The 16,469-nt window shown below is 69.4% G+C and carries 18 protein-coding genes; 11 read left to right on the forward strand and 7 right to left on the reverse strand.

Annotated features, from left to right (window positions below):
- Positions 1-636 precede the first annotated feature (636 nt).
- Complete coding sequence (locus ACFYZ4_RS36595) at positions 637-1,251, forward strand: chorismate mutase (RefSeq protein ID WP_390786006.1); 615 nt, start codon at positions 637-639, stop codon at positions 1,249-1,251.
- 22 nt (positions 1,252-1,273) lie between these two features.
- On the opposite strand, the gene ACFYZ4_RS36600 is transcribed toward ACFYZ4_RS36595, so the two are convergent.
- The 3 genes from ACFYZ4_RS36600 to ACFYZ4_RS36610 all read right to left on the reverse strand — a co-directional run bounded on the left by ACFYZ4_RS36600 (position 1,274) and on the right by ACFYZ4_RS36610 (position 2,686).
- Positions 1,274-1,585, reverse strand: coding sequence for a hypothetical protein (locus ACFYZ4_RS36600; RefSeq protein WP_390786007.1), 312 nt, complete (start codon positions 1,583-1,585; stop codon positions 1,274-1,276).
- Positions 1,586-1,636: 51 nt separating this feature from the next.
- Positions 1,637-1,780, reverse strand: coding sequence for a hypothetical protein (locus ACFYZ4_RS36605; RefSeq protein ID WP_390786008.1), 144 nt, complete (start codon positions 1,778-1,780; stop codon positions 1,637-1,639).
- Positions 1,781-1,945: 165 nt separating this feature from the next.
- Complete coding sequence (locus ACFYZ4_RS36610) at positions 1,946-2,686, reverse strand: nucleotidyltransferase domain-containing protein (RefSeq protein WP_390786009.1); 741 nt, start codon at positions 2,684-2,686, stop codon at positions 1,946-1,948.
- Positions 2,687-3,058: 372 nt separating this feature from the next.
- On the opposite strand from ACFYZ4_RS36610, the gene ACFYZ4_RS36615 reads away from it, so the two are divergent.
- The 10 genes from ACFYZ4_RS36615 to ACFYZ4_RS36660 all read left to right on the forward strand — a co-directional run bounded on the left by ACFYZ4_RS36615 (position 3,059) and on the right by ACFYZ4_RS36660 (position 10,105).
- Positions 3,059-3,370, forward strand: coding sequence for a hypothetical protein (locus tag ACFYZ4_RS36615; protein ID WP_351289314.1), 312 nt, complete (start codon positions 3,059-3,061; stop codon positions 3,368-3,370).
- Between the two features lie 574 nt (positions 3,371-3,944).
- A complete protein-coding gene (locus ACFYZ4_RS36620) occupies positions 3,945-4,154 on the forward strand; it encodes a hypothetical protein (protein WP_351289316.1) in 210 nt (69 codons plus the stop codon).
- Between the two features lie 44 nt (positions 4,155-4,198).
- Positions 4,199-4,435: a hypothetical protein gene (locus ACFYZ4_RS36625; RefSeq protein ID WP_351289318.1), complete on the forward strand. Its 237-nt coding sequence runs from the start codon at positions 4,199-4,201 to the stop codon at positions 4,433-4,435.
- Between the two features lie 226 nt (positions 4,436-4,661).
- The gene (locus ACFYZ4_RS36630; RefSeq protein WP_384352064.1) at positions 4,662-5,264 is read left to right on the forward strand and encodes a DUF4352 domain-containing protein; all 603 of its coding nucleotides are present in this window, start codon (positions 4,662-4,664) and stop codon (positions 5,262-5,264) included.
- A gap of 379 nt (positions 5,265-5,643) precedes the next feature.
- Positions 5,644-5,871, forward strand: coding sequence for a hypothetical protein (locus ACFYZ4_RS36635; protein WP_351598742.1), 228 nt, complete (start codon positions 5,644-5,646; stop codon positions 5,869-5,871).
- 241 nt (positions 5,872-6,112) lie between these two features.
- Entirely contained in the window at positions 6,113-6,427 is a 315-nt protein-coding gene (locus ACFYZ4_RS36640; RefSeq protein WP_351289324.1) for a hypothetical protein, read from the forward strand.
- A 39-nt stretch (positions 6,428-6,466) separates the two neighbouring features.
- On the forward strand, positions 6,467-6,862 hold the full coding sequence (locus tag ACFYZ4_RS36645) for a hypothetical protein (RefSeq protein ID WP_390786010.1): 396 nt from the start codon (positions 6,467-6,469) through the stop codon (positions 6,860-6,862).
- Positions 6,863-7,082: 220 nt separating this feature from the next.
- Positions 7,083-7,238 carry a hypothetical protein gene (locus ACFYZ4_RS36650; protein WP_390786011.1) on the forward strand — a complete coding sequence of 52 codons (156 nt, stop codon included), beginning with the start codon at positions 7,083-7,085 and terminating at the stop codon, positions 7,236-7,238.
- Positions 7,239-7,769: 531 nt separating this feature from the next.
- On the forward strand, positions 7,770-9,059 hold the full coding sequence (locus ACFYZ4_RS36655) for a YhgE/Pip domain-containing protein (RefSeq protein WP_390786012.1): 1,290 nt from the start codon (positions 7,770-7,772) through the stop codon (positions 9,057-9,059).
- Between the two features lie 230 nt (positions 9,060-9,289).
- On the forward strand, positions 9,290-10,105 hold the full coding sequence (locus tag ACFYZ4_RS36660; RefSeq protein ID WP_390786013.1) for a hypothetical protein: 816 nt from the start codon (positions 9,290-9,292) through the stop codon (positions 10,103-10,105).
- 411 nt (positions 10,106-10,516) lie between these two features.
- On the opposite strand, the gene ACFYZ4_RS36665 is transcribed toward ACFYZ4_RS36660, so the two are convergent.
- From ACFYZ4_RS36665 to ACFYZ4_RS36680, 4 genes are all read right to left on the reverse strand, one after another.
- On the reverse strand, positions 10,517-11,521 hold the full coding sequence (locus ACFYZ4_RS36665; protein WP_390786014.1) for a TauD/TfdA family dioxygenase: 1,005 nt from the start codon (positions 11,519-11,521) through the stop codon (positions 10,517-10,519).
- Positions 11,522-11,562: 41 nt separating this feature from the next.
- Entirely contained in the window at positions 11,563-12,549 is a 987-nt protein-coding gene (locus tag ACFYZ4_RS36670; RefSeq protein WP_390786015.1) for a hypothetical protein, read from the reverse strand.
- A 1,197-nt stretch (positions 12,550-13,746) separates the two neighbouring features.
- Positions 13,747-15,381 carry a hypothetical protein gene (locus ACFYZ4_RS36675; RefSeq protein ID WP_390786016.1) on the reverse strand — a complete coding sequence of 545 codons (1,635 nt, stop codon included), beginning with the start codon at positions 15,379-15,381 and terminating at the stop codon, positions 13,747-13,749.
- 234 nt (positions 15,382-15,615) lie between these two features.
- Positions 15,616-16,449, reverse strand: coding sequence for a PIG-L family deacetylase (locus ACFYZ4_RS36680; protein ID WP_390786017.1), 834 nt, complete (start codon positions 16,447-16,449; stop codon positions 15,616-15,618).
- Positions 16,450-16,469 lie beyond the last annotated feature (20 nt).

Here is a 16,469-nt window from a genome sequence, read left to right on the forward strand (position 1 = left end):
GGCCTGGTGCGGGGGCCCGGGGCCCCCCCCCGGGGGGCGGGCCCGCCCCCCCCCCCCCCCCGCCCCCGGCGGGGGGGGGGGGGGGGGCCGCGGGGCGCCCCCCCCCCCCCCCCGACCCTCCACTCCCTGACGACAATGCCGGCCGCCCCGGCACCCGCTCCGGGGATGGCTGACGCTGTAGGTAGATGTGGAACCCGGCACGAGATGAGGCTCGCACCTGTGAGGGTTGCTCAGGAGCGGGCCCAGCGGCCGGCCACGGCAGGGCTGGTGACTCCGTGTGCGGCGCGGCACAGCTCCGCCATCGGCGCGGGCGCACGGCCGACTTCGGGAACGGCGCCGGTCGGAGGCGCGGCCGCAGGCTCGGGCATGGGGAGAGCGACAGGGTCGGCCCCCGTACGGTGGTCGACGGGGTGCCTGCGGTGTTCCGAGACCGCGACGGGCGAGGCTTCCCGGCGGGTCGAGTGGGAGCGGGGTGGACGGTGACGGATCCCGTCCCGCAGCGAGCTAGCGAGGCAAGGAGGGGGCCTCTGACGGGCTCGCGTGTTGGACGACTCTCTGCATGGTCATGAAGAGGGGTGACGGCGACACTCCCGTTGGGGACTGCGCCATGGCGGACGAGTGTGGATAGTGGTTGTCGTGAGCACTATCCGAATGCGGGCTGCCGTGCTGGCCCTGACCGGTGTCGGTGCAGCCGTCCTCGTGGCCTGCGGCTCCTCCCTGACCGCGGGCGCCGGCCCGGCCCGGTCAAGCAGCCCGTCGGCCGAGCAGGCACTGGGAACGATTGTGCGGCTCGCCGCTGAGCGCGTGATGACCGCGGATACGGTAGCCGCGGCGAAATGGGGCACCGTCCAGCCCATCGACGACCCGTCCCGAGAGAAGACCGTCCTGGACCGTGCGGCCTCCCAGGCCGCGAAACTCGGGATCGACAGGGCCACCGTCCAGCGGATCTTCAAGGACCAGATCGCCGCGAACAAGGACGTCCAACGCGCGCTCTACGCACAGTGGCAGGAACACCCTGCAGAGCAACCGACCCGTCGCCCCGACCTCGCTACCCAGGTCCGCCCGGTCCTGGACCGCGTCGACAACCAGCTGCTCACCGCCATCCAGCAGGCCCAGCCCCTGCTGTCCCGCCCCGACTGTGACGCTCTGATCGAGCGAGGGAAAGCGACGACCGTCCAGGCCATGAGTCTGGACGCCATCCACCGCAGTGGGCTCGACCAAGCCCTCGCCCACACCTGCCCGGCCCGGTGACAGCCGCTGGCGCTGCTGGTGGCTACGACGGCGTGGCGGCCGAGCCGGCCTTTGCCATGCCGTCCCTGCGCTCGGTGGTCGCCAGGTCGGCCAGGGCCTGGCGCAGCGCCTCCAGCAGGGGGCGCGTGCACTCGGGTGCGACCAGCTCAGCCTCGGCGGCAGCGCACTTTGCTGCGGCGTCGATGCCGGTGACTTGCGAGGCGGTCCAGACACCGGGCGTCTCGGAATAGACGGCGACGACATCGCCGACGTCGGCAGGCCGCGGTGGTTGGCTGCAGCCGAGCCCCTGCGCCCGAGACGGTCTCGGTGCCCGTGGGCGGTCGCGGTCAGCCATGTCGATCAGGCGCGAACCGAGATCGAGCCTTCGGATCGAAGGGCTTCAGGCTCATTCGGGCTGGCGCGTGATCCGGATGCCGAGGGCGACGGGTGCCCGCTGGGCGGCTCGGGCGGCGTCGGCCTGTTCGGAGATCCGCTGGAAATGTGGAGCAGGACGGCGGTCGCAGGTGAGCGCGGCAAGGAACTCGTCCAACAGCCCGTCGGGATGCGAGCGCGGATCGGTTTGGGGACTCGCTGGCGTAGCCGGGCCCGCCGGAACTGTGGGATCTCGCCATCCGGAGCCCGGTGAGTCAGGGCGTGGCGCTGTGCTTCCGACTCGGGCGCTGACCGTTGTCGGCTGCGGTGCTTGCGCTTTGTGTCAGCGCGTCGCGGCAGCCGAGTCGGTGGTGTCGTGCCAGGTCCTGCGGTATCCCTCGCGGAGAGGGCCGCCGACGAGGTCGAGCACTTTGAACGCTGCGCTGATCAGTGCTGCGGGGTCGCCTGACCCGCACAAGCGGTGGTGTCCTTCGAGGAGGGCGGCTCCGCGCTGTGGGTCGGCTTCCAACAGGCGGCGGGGCAACCACTTCCCGCCTCCGATCCACGCGTGATGGTGGTCGCAGAGCAGATCGGCGGCGGCGTTGACCACGTATCCGGCCACGGCCAGACGCTCGATGGGGTCTCGCGCGTCAGTGAGGTCGTCCAGGGCGTCCGTCAGACCGTAGCGCTTTGTTTCGACGGTCTCCGGTTCCAGTGCAGGCGGACCGTCACGGAGGTCCGCTTCGGCCAGGGCGCGGGCGCGCCCGGCCTCGCCATGGGAATCGACCAGCACGAGGCCCGAGGCATACATGTTCTGAAGGACCGCCCGCCGTGCGGCGACGTCTGCGGCGAAGAGCTCCAGGAGACCGGTACGGGTGTGGACGAAGAGTTCAACGACACGTTCCTCGAACCGGATCGTTTCCCGGCAGGTCACGCCGCCGTCCTCGATGAGCACGGCGATGTCCAGGTCACTGCCGGCAGTGACTCGTCCGGTAGCCGTGGAGCCGGCGAGGATCACGGAGAGTGCATCGGGGAAGCGGCTGCGGGCGAGACGTCGCGCCTGGTCGATGGGGTCTGCATGCATGGAGGGCAGAGTGCCAGGGTCCTTGATGAGAGGCGAGCCGATTCCGCAGGGCGTGATCCGAGCGGCTCGATTCTGAAGCTACGGACTGTCCAGCAGCGAACAGCGGTTGCCGCAAGGGCCTGGTCCTCAGTGGCGAACTCGAGACCCTGCCATGGCGCGCAGTGGCGCCGGGTGGTCGCGCCTCCCCGGTCGCCACGCGCGCTTGAGTCATCGGTCCCTGGCGGCTCGGAGGCTCCTGGCTCCCATAGATTCGAGGGCGGAGACAGGTGCCGAGTGGACGACCTGCTCGGCATGCCGTTGGAGCCAGCTTGTCGCAAGCTGAGAGTTGGGCGCCCAGAACCTGTCATCGCCATCCCCGCGGAGGGAGCGTAGATGCAGCAGGAGTGGTTGGGCGAATTCCTCGGTTGCCGGATTGCGGTGGTCAACTCGATGGGCGTTGGCTTGATGACGCTCGGATCAATCCCTCTGCCAAAGTTCAGTAGCCACGCCAAGCTGTATCTGGATGGCGTATGCGTCGACACCAACCCGGCGCTGCTCACCAGCAGACGAACTGCGATGCTCCGCGGCCGTGTGGAGCAAGAGGGTCACAACCATGTTGTCGAGGCCTTCCTGTTCGACAAGGGCCTCGGTGTCGGGTGCAGGGTATTGGTGGACGGCCAAGAGATCCCGCTGTCGAAGCGATAGGACTGGGCGGATCGGCGTTCACCTGTCCAGGTGCGGCCGGACTCGTCCGGGTCGCGGTTGGAAGGCTTACGGGAGGCGTCGTGACGGACTCGATCGGCTGGTGGCCGTGCCAAGTGTGCGGGAGCCAGGACTCGAAGGATGTGGAGTGGAGCGAATTCTCCATGGAGGACGGAGTGACGTCGGCCCGGTTGCAGTGCAAGGCATGCGGCACCGATCGCCGTTCGGCGGTCAGTCACCTCTGGGAGCCTGGGGCTGGTGAGGGCTCTCGCTGAACGTAGAGCCGAGCGCACGTCCGATCCGCTGCTTGATCTGCCCCACCTCAGGTGCTGGCTACCCACCTACGCCTGACGTGGTCCGCGTCGAGGCTGGCTGACGAGCGCATCGGCGTCGGCCGCGTCCCCTTTCGGGGCCCGTCGGGGACGGCTGGGACACCGGCTCCCGCTGCCTGCCCGCGGACCGGGACACCGTCCAGCGTCCGCCGGGCGCTCGCTGAGGACGTCGAGGCGTGCACGCGCTGCCGGCCGGGCACTGTGCTTGGCGTGCAGGACTGACCGGACAGTCGCACCCTGGGGGTATGGCCGACAGCGTGTACATCGTCGTCCACCCGCTCGCTGGAGACGGCCGAGCCGTCGTGGCGCACGTTCACGCGGAAAACCGGGCGCTGGGTGTCGCGCACAGCTTCCCCGGTGTGGTGGAGCTGCTCCGTGCAGCCGGCTTGGCGACGGCGGAGGGCTGGCCCCCGATCCGGTGGCTCGGCGGGGGCTCGGAGGAGTGGAGCGAGTGACTGCTCCGGATGCTCTGCCGGGGCGTCGGCGGCAGGCTGGAGCCATGGAGCATGCCCCGATCCTCGTGCACCGGATCTCCGCGTCAGGCGGCCGGCGGGTCGTGATCCGGATCCGCGGCGTCGACACCGTTCTCGGCATCGCGCACTCGGACGGGGACCTGATTGAGTTCCTGCGGCGGCTCGACGTCCCCGATCCGGATGAGCTGGTCCTCGGCAACTCCGAGGTCATCGCCTGGCAAGGTGGGAAGCCACACGTGTACGAGAGGGATGCTGGGGTCTAGCCGGCGTTGATCTTGTCAAGCCACGTTTGCGCTGTGGGTTGATCGTCGATCGTGAAGCAGGCTGGCCTTTGCCGTACGGCAGCGGCAGCTTTGTGGTAATTCGAAGTCCAGGAGCCCTCGGCGGGATCGTTGAATCTTCGATTGTCACGGTTCGGCCATTCGCACCCCCGGCCGCCCGCGCCCCCATACGGTGACCGAATTCGCACCCGCGTCCTCTGGGGGTTCCATGTCTCAGCAGTTCCCGCCGCCCGGCCAGCCGCAGCCGGGGTACGGATACCCGCCCCCGCCCCAGCCGAAGAAATCCAACGCCGGGAAGATCATCGGGTTCGGCTGCCTCGGTATCGTCGGGCTCTTCGTGCTCCTCGCCATCCTCGGCGCGCTCCTCGGTGACAGCGGCAGTGACAAGACGTCGAAGGAGCCGGCCGCGCCGCCTGCCGCCGCGTCGTCTGCGCCGTCGAAGGCCCCGGAGGCCAAGCCGTCATCAGCTGAGCCGGAGAAGAAGGCCGAGGTCGTGGTGGCGGCGAAGAAGACGGAGTTCGAGAAGAGCATCATCGCTCAGGGCAGCGAGTACACGAGCGTGTCGGTAACGGTCACGAACAACTCGTCGAAGCCGATCAACGTCAACCCGCTGTACTTCGCGATCACCGACACGAACGGCACCAAGCACGTTGCCGAGCTGGGGGCGGACGAGAACCAGATCGCCACGGTCGAGTTGGCCCCCGGCGAGAACGTGACCGGCGCGATCACCGGGAAGGGATCGTTTACGCCGAAGTCGGTGACGTACACCGACGGACTGATCGGTAAGTCGGTCCGGGCCGACGTGTCCTGACCCCTCCAGGCCGCTGCGCCCCACCTCCCCGGCCGCTCCGAGGGGTGGGGCGCAGCCGCGTTCAGGCCACGACGCCCCCAGCCTCGGTCCACAGGACGTCGCAGCCAGTGCAGCGCGAGCGCTGCTCGGTCAGCGTCCGGAACGGGCCACCACCGCGTCGACGAGTGCGGACAAGGTGTGTCGTGGGACGTTGAGCCAGTCGGCCCGGGCGGCCTGGTTACGATCATCCCAGGTGAGGGCCTCTGCGATGTCCGGCGCCACAGTCCGAATCGAACGTGCCACCTCCCCCTGGTAGGTGGGGGGTGGCAGGGTGCGAGATTCGCAGGCGAAGCCGGGCGCCGATCGCGTACCGTGTGCGGTCTCAACGACGGGGGCCGGGATGACTGATCGACAAGGGCCGGACTGGGCACGCGGACTCCTGGCCGTGGGGCTGCTCCTCCTCATCGTCGGAGCCTTCACCTTGTGGCCGCTGTGCATTGTCGGCTTCCTGATGATCCTCTTCGTGGGCGCGTCAACCGCCAGCCAGCGACGGGCCAGCGGCAAGCCCCCGGAGACGCTGCTCCGGCCCGGAGACCGGCCCTGGCGGCGCGGCGACGACCAGGGCTAAGAGCGGGCGGCCTATGGGCCAAGCCGCGATTCCCCTTGTGTAGTCGATCCCGGGATCGTCGACAGGCCACATCTGGTACGAGCAGGACCACCTGTCCCCGCACGCCATCGCCGTCCGGGAACGGACCAGCCCCGCCACCCTCCGTCACCCGCTCCGCAGGACTGCATCCCTCTACGCCGCGCCGGGTCCTACCGGGCCGCCCAAGGAGAATGTGACCCTACGGCAGACGCATCATGGGCTGATGACGACATGGATGCGCTGCTACTGGGACGAAGAAGACGTCTGGTTCTACTTCGAGGTCGATGCCGAAGGCTGGGTGATCCGGCAGGTCGAACTCAAAGGGCCTGAACTGACCCCGATCGCGGCTGCCTCTCTCGCCGAGTGGCAGCGGGCCTACGACGCAGGCGGACTGGATGAGTACGACAGCAGGTTCGGGATCACAGCCGAACTGCCCGCCTCGGAATGGGATGGCCACGCCCCCGAGCAACTTACCGTTGAGGAATTCGAGGAAGTCTGGGGTCCTGCTCGCCGGCAGATCGCATCCCGACCCAGCTGACCTATCGGCCCTGCGGATGCTTCTTGGCATCATCTCGACATGACCCCGCCCCTTCCCCGAACTGTCCGAGCCGTCAACACCGCTCAGCTTCTGGACCTGGCCCAAGAGGCCGCCATGCACGGCTTCAGCCAGCGCCTCCCGGTCGACTGGCTCCACAAGCACCTCGCCGCAGAGGCGACGCACTACCTGTTCCCCACCCTCGTACAACGGCTCACGCACCGTCCCGAGATGCCGCTGCAGTGGAGGTGCCAGCAGCTTCTGACCGTCAGCACCGGCGAACAGATCTGGGGTCTGCTCGACATCCTTCCCGGCACCTTCGACAAGATCCCGGAGACCTTGGATACGGCGTCCAAGAAAGACATCGTCACCCGCATCGAGCGAGCAGAGACTGTGCGCGAGTGGGTGGAACGGACGGCTGCCGACGCAGATTTGTGATGCCCCCGGGCGGCGTGTCCCGCACGTCGCGGCGGAACTGCGGAACGTAAGCCACGTAATCATCGCAGGTCAGCCACCTTCCAGCTGCCCAGAGGTCGACCTGGCACACTTGGCCCGCCCCGCCGACCTCTGCGGCGAACCTGAGCCTGTCTGCCAGAGCCCTATTCATGCCGCTGACCGTCGCAGCTTCAGCCCTTCATGAACGCCAGAACCGGTTCTCGTGGACAAAGTCACGTCAGCGGAGCCGGCTCTGCTCCACGTGACGATCGCGCACCCCGCTCTGGTTGTACCGCTCACTGCCGCGATCGGCGGCATAGCCCTCATCACCACCATCGTGGGGGTCGTCGTCGGCTTCATCTCCGCCCCCCGCAGGTAGTCGCCCGCGTACGACGTCGCGCCAGCCGGCCAGGCGACGAAGCGCCCGGCCGCGCCTGGCCTCAGATCCAGGCGGCCTCCGGACGTCCTGGCCGACGTCGTGCGGGCGGTCACCGATCGGCACGGTGACCCTGATCGGTGCAGAGAGGAACTCCGAGGGGTACCCGGACGTCAGCCGGTCTCGTGCGCGGTGGTGGCCTGGTGGCCTGGTGGACGGCTGAGACCACCACCGGGAACGGCACGGTCCTCGGCGAAACACCGGTTGCCCTGTCGCCGGACGGCTCGGTCCACCGCCTCGTCCCGGTACTGGAACACGCGGCGGCGTGCTTCCGCTGGACCTGGTGGCACCCCGGCGCGTCGGGCACCGCGGGGTTTGGGGATGGGCTGTTCCGGTGGTCCGTCGGGCGGGTTCGGGGGCGCTGCGCGAGGTGCGCGGCGGCCTTCACCGGTACGGGGAGATCCTGGGATCCCGTGCGGCGCGGCCGCCTCCACCGTCGTTCGAGCCCGGCCCGCCGGGAAGCTACGGAGACCGATGCCCCAGACCGTCGCCCCCGAAGCCACCGCCGCGGCCCTCGTGCGCCGCCCCCAGCTGTGGCTGGTGCCCACGATCCTCACGGGGCTGCTGGCCCTGCTGCTGTCCCTCCTCTACATGGGCGGCATCGTCAATCCCAACGCGGAGCTGCAGGACCTCCCCATCGCCCTGGTCAACGAGGACACGGGCAAGCCGCCGCCGGGGCAGCAGCAGAACCTGGGCGCGCAGATCACCGCCTCCATCGCCGCCGATCCGGCGGGTGGCAAGGCGGACTGGCGCGAGCTGAGCCTCGCGCAGGCGCAGGACCAGTTGGACTCCGGCAAGGTCTACGGCGCGCTGGTGGTTCCCGCAGGGTTCACCGACGCCGTCACGGCGCTGTCCACGGCCGGGGCCACCCGCCTGCCGACCCTGACCGTGCTCACCAACCCCGGCAAGGGCAGCCTCGGCTCCTCGCTGGCCGGTCAGATCACGACGCAGGCCGCCCACCGCTCGTCCCGCGCGGTCGGCCAACAGCTCACGGCGGCCGCCGGCGCCTCCGCCGCTCCCACCACGAAGCTGCTGCTCGCCGATCCGGTGGACGTGGTCACACAGGTCGGGCACCCGATCGGCACCCACAGCGGACTGGGCCTGACGGCCTTCTACTACACCCTGCTGCTGGTGCTGGCCGGATTCATGGGCGGCAACGTCATCAGCAACGGCGTGGACACCGCCCTCGGCTACGCCGACAACGAGATCGGCCCCTGGCACACGCGCCGCCCGACGGTCCCGATCAACAGGACACAGACGCTGCTCCTGAAGATGCTGATGACGGCCGGCATCACGCTCGTCAGCACCACGCTGGTGCTGGTGGCGTGCGTCGGCATCCTGGGGATGGACGCCTCCCACCTGCCGCTGCTGTGGGTGTACTCGTACTGCGCGGCGCTCGCCGTGGGTCTGGGCGTGCAGGCCATCAACGCCGCGTTCGGCGGCATCGGTCAGCTCGTGTCGATGTTCGTGTTCATCGTGCTGGGGCTGCCCTCGTCGGGCGCGACGGTCCCGCTGCAGGCCGTCCCCGCCTTCTACCGCTTCCTCTCGCACTTCGAACCGATGCGTCAGCTCAGCGACGGCGTACGGGCGATCCTCTACTTCGACGCGCGCGGCGACGCCGGGCTCACCCGCTCCTGGATCATGATCGCGATCGGTACGGTGCTGGCGCTTCTCTTCGGCTTCGCCATGACCAGGTACTACGACCGCAAGGGCCTCAAGCGGCTCACCCCGCAGCCGCCCCTGCCCCAGCCAGTCCAGGACTGACGGGCTTGCCCACCGTGTACGCAGGTCTGCCCAGGCCGGTGCACGCTGGGCTTGCCCATGGGGTGGTGAGGCCTGCGCTGGCCGCGAAGTGCCAGCTCAGGAGGCTCGCCCACAGCTGTGGGAGTCGGTCCTGGTGGCAGGGACGACCAGAGCCACTTGTGGCCCCACCAGCCTGTGGTCGCGTGCAGCCTGAGCAATGTAGGACGCCTCTGTGCCCATATCCTGAGCCGATGTACGAGACCTCAGCGGATCTGGTGACCGCCCTGTGGCCGCTCGCCGCGTCCGCGGAGACCGACTGGCTGCGGGAACTGGCCGAGGACGACGGGCTCACCGGGTTCATGCCACCGGCGCTGCCCGAGGCGGCCTGGGTGCTTCACGCCATGTACGAACACGAGCTCGGGCCCTGTGACATGTCGTACGTCGAGTACCAGCGGGCCTTTCTGAACAGAAAGAGCTCCAGCCCCGAGATCATCCCGGGCCTCGACCCCGCGGAGGTGTTCACCGATCCCTCGGACACCTTCGCCCCGTCCAGAGGTGAGCACCCTGGACCACGCTGGCGCCGCCTGCGCTGGGCTGAGCTCGCCCGGCGGACGGGGGATCCCGTGGCCGCCGAGGGCCGTCTGCCCGGCCACACGTCCTTCCCCTCACTCCGTGAGTCGGGCGGCTGGCCGGTCGGCATCACCGGTCCGTCCGAGGGCAGCCTGGACCGTGCCGACTGGAACCGGCTGATCGAGATCCTCACCGAGCACAGCCCTCAGGGGTCGGACACCCGCTGCCTCGCCTACTACACCCCGCTGGGCCAAGCGGCCGAGGACTTCGACAACCTGCACGTCCGGACCGGCCGGCTCGCGGATGCCAAGGCCCTGTACGACCACCCCGACGAAGAATGGTGGACCCCGTCCAACCTCTGGGCTGACGACCGATCCTGGGTCCTGTGCACGGACTACGACTTGTGGGCCACCAAACTCGTCGGCCCGCCCTCACTCGTCCAAGCCCTCCTCGACGACCCGGAGATTGAGGCCGTACGACTGCCCTGGGCCCACTGATTCGACCGCCCGAGGTAGGACCGACCAGGCCGCTTCAATGTGGTTACGGCGGCACCGGCACCGATGCGATCAGCCGTCCATGAGGTCGACGCGGGCGGCGGCGAGCACGGCAGGCAACCGGGTCAGGCCAGCACCCCGCTGCTGCACCATCACGGCCTTGAGGCTGTCTGCCGCGTAGCCGCGAAGCGGTTCGGCCTCCCCGACAGGTGACCGGTTCGGTCACCGCCGGCCGTCACCGATCTGGTAGACCGGGCATGGCTGAGTGCGGCTCAGCGCGGCGGCCTCGGCGATGGCCCTCACCGGCGCCTTCAAGCGCGGGGTCGTGCTCTACCCCCGCTGCTGCGCCGCCGGGGAGCGCGGGGAAGACATTCACCGTGTACGTGCACACCTACCCGCGGGAGTGGACGTCGGTCAGCGGGCGAGTATGTGGCCGTCATGGGGGCGGTGGTCGCGGGAGCGGCGCAAGTCGGTGGTGACGTAGGTGCGTTGCAGCCAGCGGTCCGCTCCGTCGTAGCGGGGGTGGAAGGCGGTACGGCCATGGACGGTTACGCGGTTGTCGATGATGACCAGCTCGCCCGGATTCAGGCGCAGGGTGCGGGAGGTCGCCTCGCAGGCGCGGCCGAATTCGGTCAACGCTGCGCGGGCTCGAGGGGTGAGCGGGGTGGTGACGAGTTGGGCCATCCGTATGTCCGGATCCTCGACCGCTCCCGACAGCACCGGTCGGGGCTCAACGTCGGGCTCGCTCGCGGCAGCGCCGGGGCCGAAGGAAGGTGGTGGCGTGGTGATGAACTCCGGTGCGAACAGGGTCTGGCGACTGGCCGGGGTGAGGAGCGGCAGGGCTTGGCGGATGCCGGCGACGCGCATGCCGGCGATCCGGTCGTGGTCGGCGCGCAGGCACAGGAAGACCACGTAGTCGGGTGGGTGGGGGTGGAAGCCGTTCTCGGTGTGGAAGGACAGTGGCACCGATCCGGCGTTGCCGTGAAAGCTCTCCTGCCCGGGCACGGGCACGACGTCCTGCACGAGGGCGCCGGATTTCTCGGCCCGGTAGGCGAGAGGCTCGCCGAGCCCGCAGGCCACCATGGTGAGCACCGCGGCCGAGACGGTGGCCCGGCGCTGCACCGAGCCGGGTACGGACGGTGTCGCGGGCAGGGCCGCCTGATCGACGGGCAGGCCGCCGATCACCAAGGTGCCGTGCGGGCCGGAGTGCCTTCGAAATCGGCGCACCCCACGGCGCAGCGGGAACGGAAGGTCCTCCCAGGCGTCCCGGGCCCGGCCCACCCACTCGGGGTTGTCGACCTGGTCGTCCTCGCCGGTGCACAGAGTGCGGGCCATCCGCTCGCAGACGCCGGCATCGGCCGGGTCAAGTGCCCAGTCGGCGGCAGAGCGGTCGGTGGTGCCGGGCGTCGTCTCGGGCATCAGGGTCTCCTGCCGGAGGTGTGGGCGGCGGACACGCGGACTCACGAGTGACGCAGGCCCGCCACGGCGCCGGCGACGTAGTGGTCCCCGAACCGGATCAGGGAGGCGTACTGGGCTGCACGGCGATGGCGCATGTTCCGCAGTTCGGCGACGGCGTTGTCGGGGCCTTCTGGTTTCTGAGCGATGGAACGATGCAGATGCACCATTGAGTACGCGAGGGTGACGTGCCGTTCACCGTCCACGATGTCGGCTTCCAGCAGCGCGCTCCGTGTCTCCGCCAGCTGAGGGGCACGGGCCGCCAACTGCTCGTAGGAGTCCGGAACCGCGGACAGCAGATCCTTCATCGCCGCCCGGAACAGCTTGTATCCGCGGTGTTGGCGCCCGCTCAACGGGACGTCCACCGATGGGGGCGCCATGGTGTGGCGTATCGCAGCCATGTAGTAGTCGGCCGGGACCGTACTCGCGTGGGTCATGGCCGCCGGGAAGCCCCGTACGTACGTTGTCGCATCTGCCAGCCGCGACAGAGCGGCATCGCCGTCGCCGTGCCGTAGATGGCGGGTGGCGTCGGCCACGGCGACCGCGGCGCAGATGTTGAACAGGACGTGGACCTGGTGCCCGATGAGCCACCGAGCACTCCACACGCTCTCCATCGACGCCCTTGCAGCAGGCTCGGGGACGGCCACCAGCGGTATGGAGTCGGGGTCGGCGCCCGGCGCCGCGCCGGTGAGGTCGAGCACCGCCTGCCGCATCCCGGTCGCCTCCAGAGCCAGGTCGGCGCCCGACAGCGGGGCCTCGCACAGGTCCTCCAGGGCGCGGTGGACGACCAGGACTCCGTGCAGGGCGGCCTGCTGATCCGACAATTCCCCTTCACGGACCCGGAAGAACGACTGACTGATGGACTCCGCGGGCAGTCCCTCACCGGCCAAGGCGGGGGCCAGCGCCGACAGCGCGGCCACCAACTCGAAGGCAGCGGCAGCTGCCTGCCGCAGCGCCAGGGTGCGCTCGACAGGTCTGGCATGGGTCGCCAACCCTGCCAGCACGCGCTCGGTGCGCTTCGCCTCAGCATCGACCCGCGGGCCCAGCATCGGGGTGGACCGCCCGCCTCGGGGCTCACGGAAAACAGCGACAGCAGGATGACCGGCAACCGGTGGTAAGCCCATGGTTGAAGTACTTCGCCAAGAACACTCCAGACGAAACCTGACCGGCAAGATCATTCCTTTGCGGTGCGCCGGAGTTGGCCGGAGAGGTCCGTGGCGGCGGCCCCCGCACATCCTGCGGACCCCGGTCCGAGTGCAAAGGCCCGCGGCTGGTCCTGGGGAGCCTTTCGCGGCCCTGCTATACACGCACCTGGCGATTTTCGTGCTGTACTCGGCGGCCTTCGGGCGCCTGGCTTTCCCACCGTCCATGATCACGCGGTCGGGATCAACCCGTCTCGTCACGGAGGACGACGGCCTGCACCATCTGCTGTGCTGGTCCGAGCGGCGAATCCGCCGTATAGGCGAGAATGGAACGGAAACGGGGGTAACGGAAATGGAATTCCTGGTAGTTCTGGGGATCGGTCTCGCCTGGGGGCTCTTCCAGGCCTGGCGCGGCGGCGCATTCGGCGGCAGGTCATCGCAGAGGCGACGACGTTCCCGATCGTGGAAGAACGACGGCGTCAGTTTTTCCTGCGGGGATGGTGCGTCCTGCGGTGGGGGCTCCTCTTGCGGTGGCGGCGGAGGCGACTGACAGCACGACTCCTACCGCGGGCGGGGGACACGCTGCCGGTCCGTAGGTCGCGCCTGCGGAGCCAAGGGCCGACCCGCTGGGCCGGCCCTTCCCTTGCACTGAACCTGTCCAGCCGCGGGGCGTCGCCGCTCACGTCCCGACGGCACCAGGGACCCAGGTGCCGAATTCGAGGACCAGCACGTCTACGCGGCCGTGGCGCTCCAGCGCGCCGGAGACGGAGGCCTCCACGCTGGCGCGATCGGTCACGTCCAGCTGCGCATGCTCGTCGGCTGGACTGGCAGAACTCGGGCAGATGGAGACCGGGCCGGGGCCGGGGTCTCCGCCCACCGGCAGCGGCCCGGGCCCGATATGGGGGCGGGGCGCGGGAGGTGACGCCGGCGCGCGCCGCACGCGCGCCCGGGTGTCTCCTGTGTGGCGGGAAGCGGGCAGCCTCCCAGGCGCCGGACCGCTGGGGTCCGGCTCCCGGGAGGCCGTGTCGTACGGGTCCTGCTGGTGGATCAGTCCATCTGGTAGCCGCCGAAGATGTCCACGACGAGGTCGATGTCGTCCCAGCCGCGGTTCCAGAAGTCGACGATGCCGTTGTCGCCCATGCCGGCCTGGACCAGGTTCGGGACGGTCTCGGCCCGCTTCCAGTTCAGGTTGGAGGAGTTGGGCGGGCTGGGCCAGGTGTCCAAGCCGGCCTTGTAGGCGTTCAGCGTGTTCGGGTCCGGGGAGACCGTCAGGTGCCCGTCGCCCCGGGTGTTGGTGACTGTGGTGTTCAGCACGTAGGCCGTGTTGGAGGGCCGCTGGGTGGACAGCGGCATGTAGATGTATCCCTGGCCCTCCAGCGGGCCCGACGACCAGTGCGCGCTGTCACGGGTGTCGAGCAGACGCTCCGGGACGAAGGGCATGTAGGCGCCGCGGCTGCCGACGCGGTAGTAGCCGACGACGTCGACGATGACGTCGGTGCCGTTCCAGGCGCCGTTGCGGAAGTTGACCGAGCCGTCGGGGCCGACCGGCACGATCACCGAGTTGGCGACCGTCTGGCCGGCGCGGAAGTTCACGTTGGACGTGATCGGAACACTGCCCCCGCCGGGGAACACCGTCAGGTGGCCGTCCTCGCGAGGGTTCGTGACGGTCACGTTCAGTGCGACCGCCGTGGCGTCGTCCGGGATGCCGTCCCTGCCGGTGAACTTGGTGCCGAATGTGGTCTGCCCGCGGACCTGGCCCTGGACGGTGCCGGTGCCGTTGCGGGTGTCGACGAAGCGCGCCGGGTTCAGCGGGGTGTAGCCGCTGGACGTGGTCCGGGTGAAGTAGCCGGTGATGTCGGCGATCAGGTCGACCGACTCCCAGCCGCCGTTGTACAGGTCGACGTAGCCGTTCTTGGCGACCGGCACGATCACCAGGTTCGGGACGGTCTGCCCCTTGGCGAAGTTGACGTTCGACGTGATCGGACGCTCGCTGCCCTCGGGCCAGACCGTCACGTGGCCGCCGCTGGTGGTGTTGGTGGCGGTGACGTTGAGCACCACGGCCGTGACCCCTGCGGGGATGTTGCCGTTGCCGGAGATCTTCACCCGGGTGGTGCCGTACGCGGGGACCTTGGCCTTCGGCCCGCCCGTGCCGTTGCGGGTGTCCAGGAGCCGGGTGGGTGCGTACGGCGTGAAGTCGGAACCCGGAGTGACGACGGCGAGCGTGTTGGTGCCCCGTACGCCCGAAGCGTCCTTCAGAGTGACCTTGATCGTGTAGGAGCCGATCTCCGAGTAGGAGTGGGCCACGGTCTGGTTGGTGGGGCCGTACGTGTCGAACACGTCGCTGCTGCCCTCGCCCCACTCGATGTAGGCCGAGATCTGGGCGTCCGGATCGATGCTGACGGCGAGGTCCAGGCTGATCCCGCGGGCGCTGGTGCCCTTGGCGGTCAGACCGACCGTCGGCTCCGCGGCGGCGGTTCCCTGCGCCTGGGCCTTGCCCTTGCCTGCGGGCCGGACCGTGCGCTCGGCGGCGCTCGTGAAGGTGCTGAAGTTCGATGCCGCGGCCTTGCCGAGGTCCACGTCCGGAGCGCTGACCCCGTGCGCGTCGGACGTGGCCGGGTCGTCGGCCTGGGCTATGCCGGGTACGAGACCTGCACCAGCCGCGATGACGGCGGCGGAAACCATGAGTCGGCGATTGCGCACCGGCCCCCCATTTTCTGTTAATGCTTGAACAGGTTCGAAAGCTCGCCCAGGGTACACAGGCAACGGCCGGTTGATCACCAGGGTATCGGCGCCGGGCAGCACCGCTTTCCGGGTGCCGGCGGGGCCCGCGCCCCGCCGGCCACGTGCCCGGCGCGGTCGGGATCGGTAGCAGTCCACCGCTCCCGGAGAGAGCCGCCGGCGGACTGGCGGGTCAGGTCAACGCAGTCCGGCGAAGAGGTCGTTCTCGGGTACGGCCGCGCCGGTGGCGTCCTTGACACGTACGAAGGTCTCCATGCCCATCAACTCGCCGAACCTCTCCTTGCCCATCTTGAGGAAGAAGATGTTCTCGCCCTGACTGGCGTGCGCGGCCAGCGCATCGAACTTCTGACCGCTGAATGCGGTGGTGTCCACCCACGTGGTGATCTCATCGTCGGGGAGGCCGATCTCGGCCATCGCGGCGGCCTCGGCGGGATCCGGCTCCGGCATGTCCTCATGGAACTCGCGCATGATCTCCCCGAACCGCTGCATCCCCGAGCGGGGCATCGTCGTCCAGTACACCTTCGGTGTCAGCGAGGTCATCTCGAGCGCCGCCATCGTGATGCGGTGGGCCTGGATGTGGTCGGGGTGGCCGTAGAAGCCGTTCTCGTCGTAGGTGACGACCACATCGGGTCGGTAGTGCCGCATGAGTTCCGCGAGTCGGGCCGCGCCTTCCTCCACAGGGGTCTGCCAGAAGGATCCGGAGGCGTCGTTGCTCGGCCAGCCCATCATTCCGGAGTCGGCATAGTCCAGGGTCTCCAGATCGCTGACCTTCAGGACGTCACAGCTCGCCTGGAGTTCTCGACCGCGCATCAAGGCGACGGCCGCCGGATCGTGCCCGGCATCACCCGGCTTGACACCGCCCGGTCCGTCACCGCAACGGCCGTCGGTACACGTCACGAGAACCGTGCGGATGCCTTCCGCCGCGTACCGCGCGAGGACCCCTCCGGTTCCGGTGGCCTCGTCGTCGGGGTGGGCGTGCACTGCCATGAGCGTCAAGGGCCGGTCAGTCATGAAGGAGTCCTCCTGCAGAA

Source organism: Streptomyces sp. NPDC001513 (assembly GCF_042894695.1).
GTDB lineage: Bacteria > Actinomycetota > Actinomycetes > Streptomycetales > Streptomycetaceae > Streptomyces.

Coding starts and splice junctions, on each gene's coding strand:
- ACFYZ4_RS36600 (WP_390786007.1), bottom strand. CDS start 1,585: ATGGCTGACCGCGACCGCCCACGGGCACCGAGACCGTCTCGGGCGCAG.
- ACFYZ4_RS36610 (WP_390786009.1), bottom strand. CDS start 2,686: ATGCATGCAGACCCCATCGACCAGGCGCGACGTCTCGCCCGCAGCCGC.
- ACFYZ4_RS36615 (WP_351289314.1), top strand. CDS start 3,059: ATGCAGCAGGAGTGGTTGGGCGAATTCCTCGGTTGCCGGATTGCGGTG.
- ACFYZ4_RS36620 (WP_351289316.1), top strand. CDS start 3,945: ATGGCCGACAGCGTGTACATCGTCGTCCACCCGCTCGCTGGAGACGGC.
- ACFYZ4_RS36625 (WP_351289318.1), top strand. CDS start 4,199: ATGGAGCATGCCCCGATCCTCGTGCACCGGATCTCCGCGTCAGGCGGC.
- ACFYZ4_RS36630 (WP_384352064.1), top strand. CDS start 4,662: ATGTCTCAGCAGTTCCCGCCGCCCGGCCAGCCGCAGCCGGGGTACGGA.
- ACFYZ4_RS36635 (WP_351598742.1), top strand. CDS start 5,644: ATGACTGATCGACAAGGGCCGGACTGGGCACGCGGACTCCTGGCCGTG.
- ACFYZ4_RS36640 (WP_351289324.1), top strand. CDS start 6,113: ATGACGACATGGATGCGCTGCTACTGGGACGAAGAAGACGTCTGGTTC.
- ACFYZ4_RS36645 (WP_390786010.1), top strand. CDS start 6,467: ATGACCCCGCCCCTTCCCCGAACTGTCCGAGCCGTCAACACCGCTCAG.
- ACFYZ4_RS36655 (WP_390786012.1), top strand. CDS start 7,770: ATGCCCCAGACCGTCGCCCCCGAAGCCACCGCCGCGGCCCTCGTGCGC.
- ACFYZ4_RS36660 (WP_390786013.1), top strand. CDS start 9,290: ATGTACGAGACCTCAGCGGATCTGGTGACCGCCCTGTGGCCGCTCGCC.
- ACFYZ4_RS36665 (WP_390786014.1), bottom strand. CDS start 11,521: ATGCCCGAGACGACGCCCGGCACCACCGACCGCTCTGCCGCCGACTGG.
- ACFYZ4_RS36675 (WP_390786016.1), bottom strand. CDS start 15,381: ATGGTTTCCGCCGCCGTCATCGCGGCTGGTGCAGGTCTCGTACCCGGC.
- ACFYZ4_RS36680 (WP_390786017.1), bottom strand. CDS start 16,449: ATGACTGACCGGCCCTTGACGCTCATGGCAGTGCACGCCCACCCCGAC.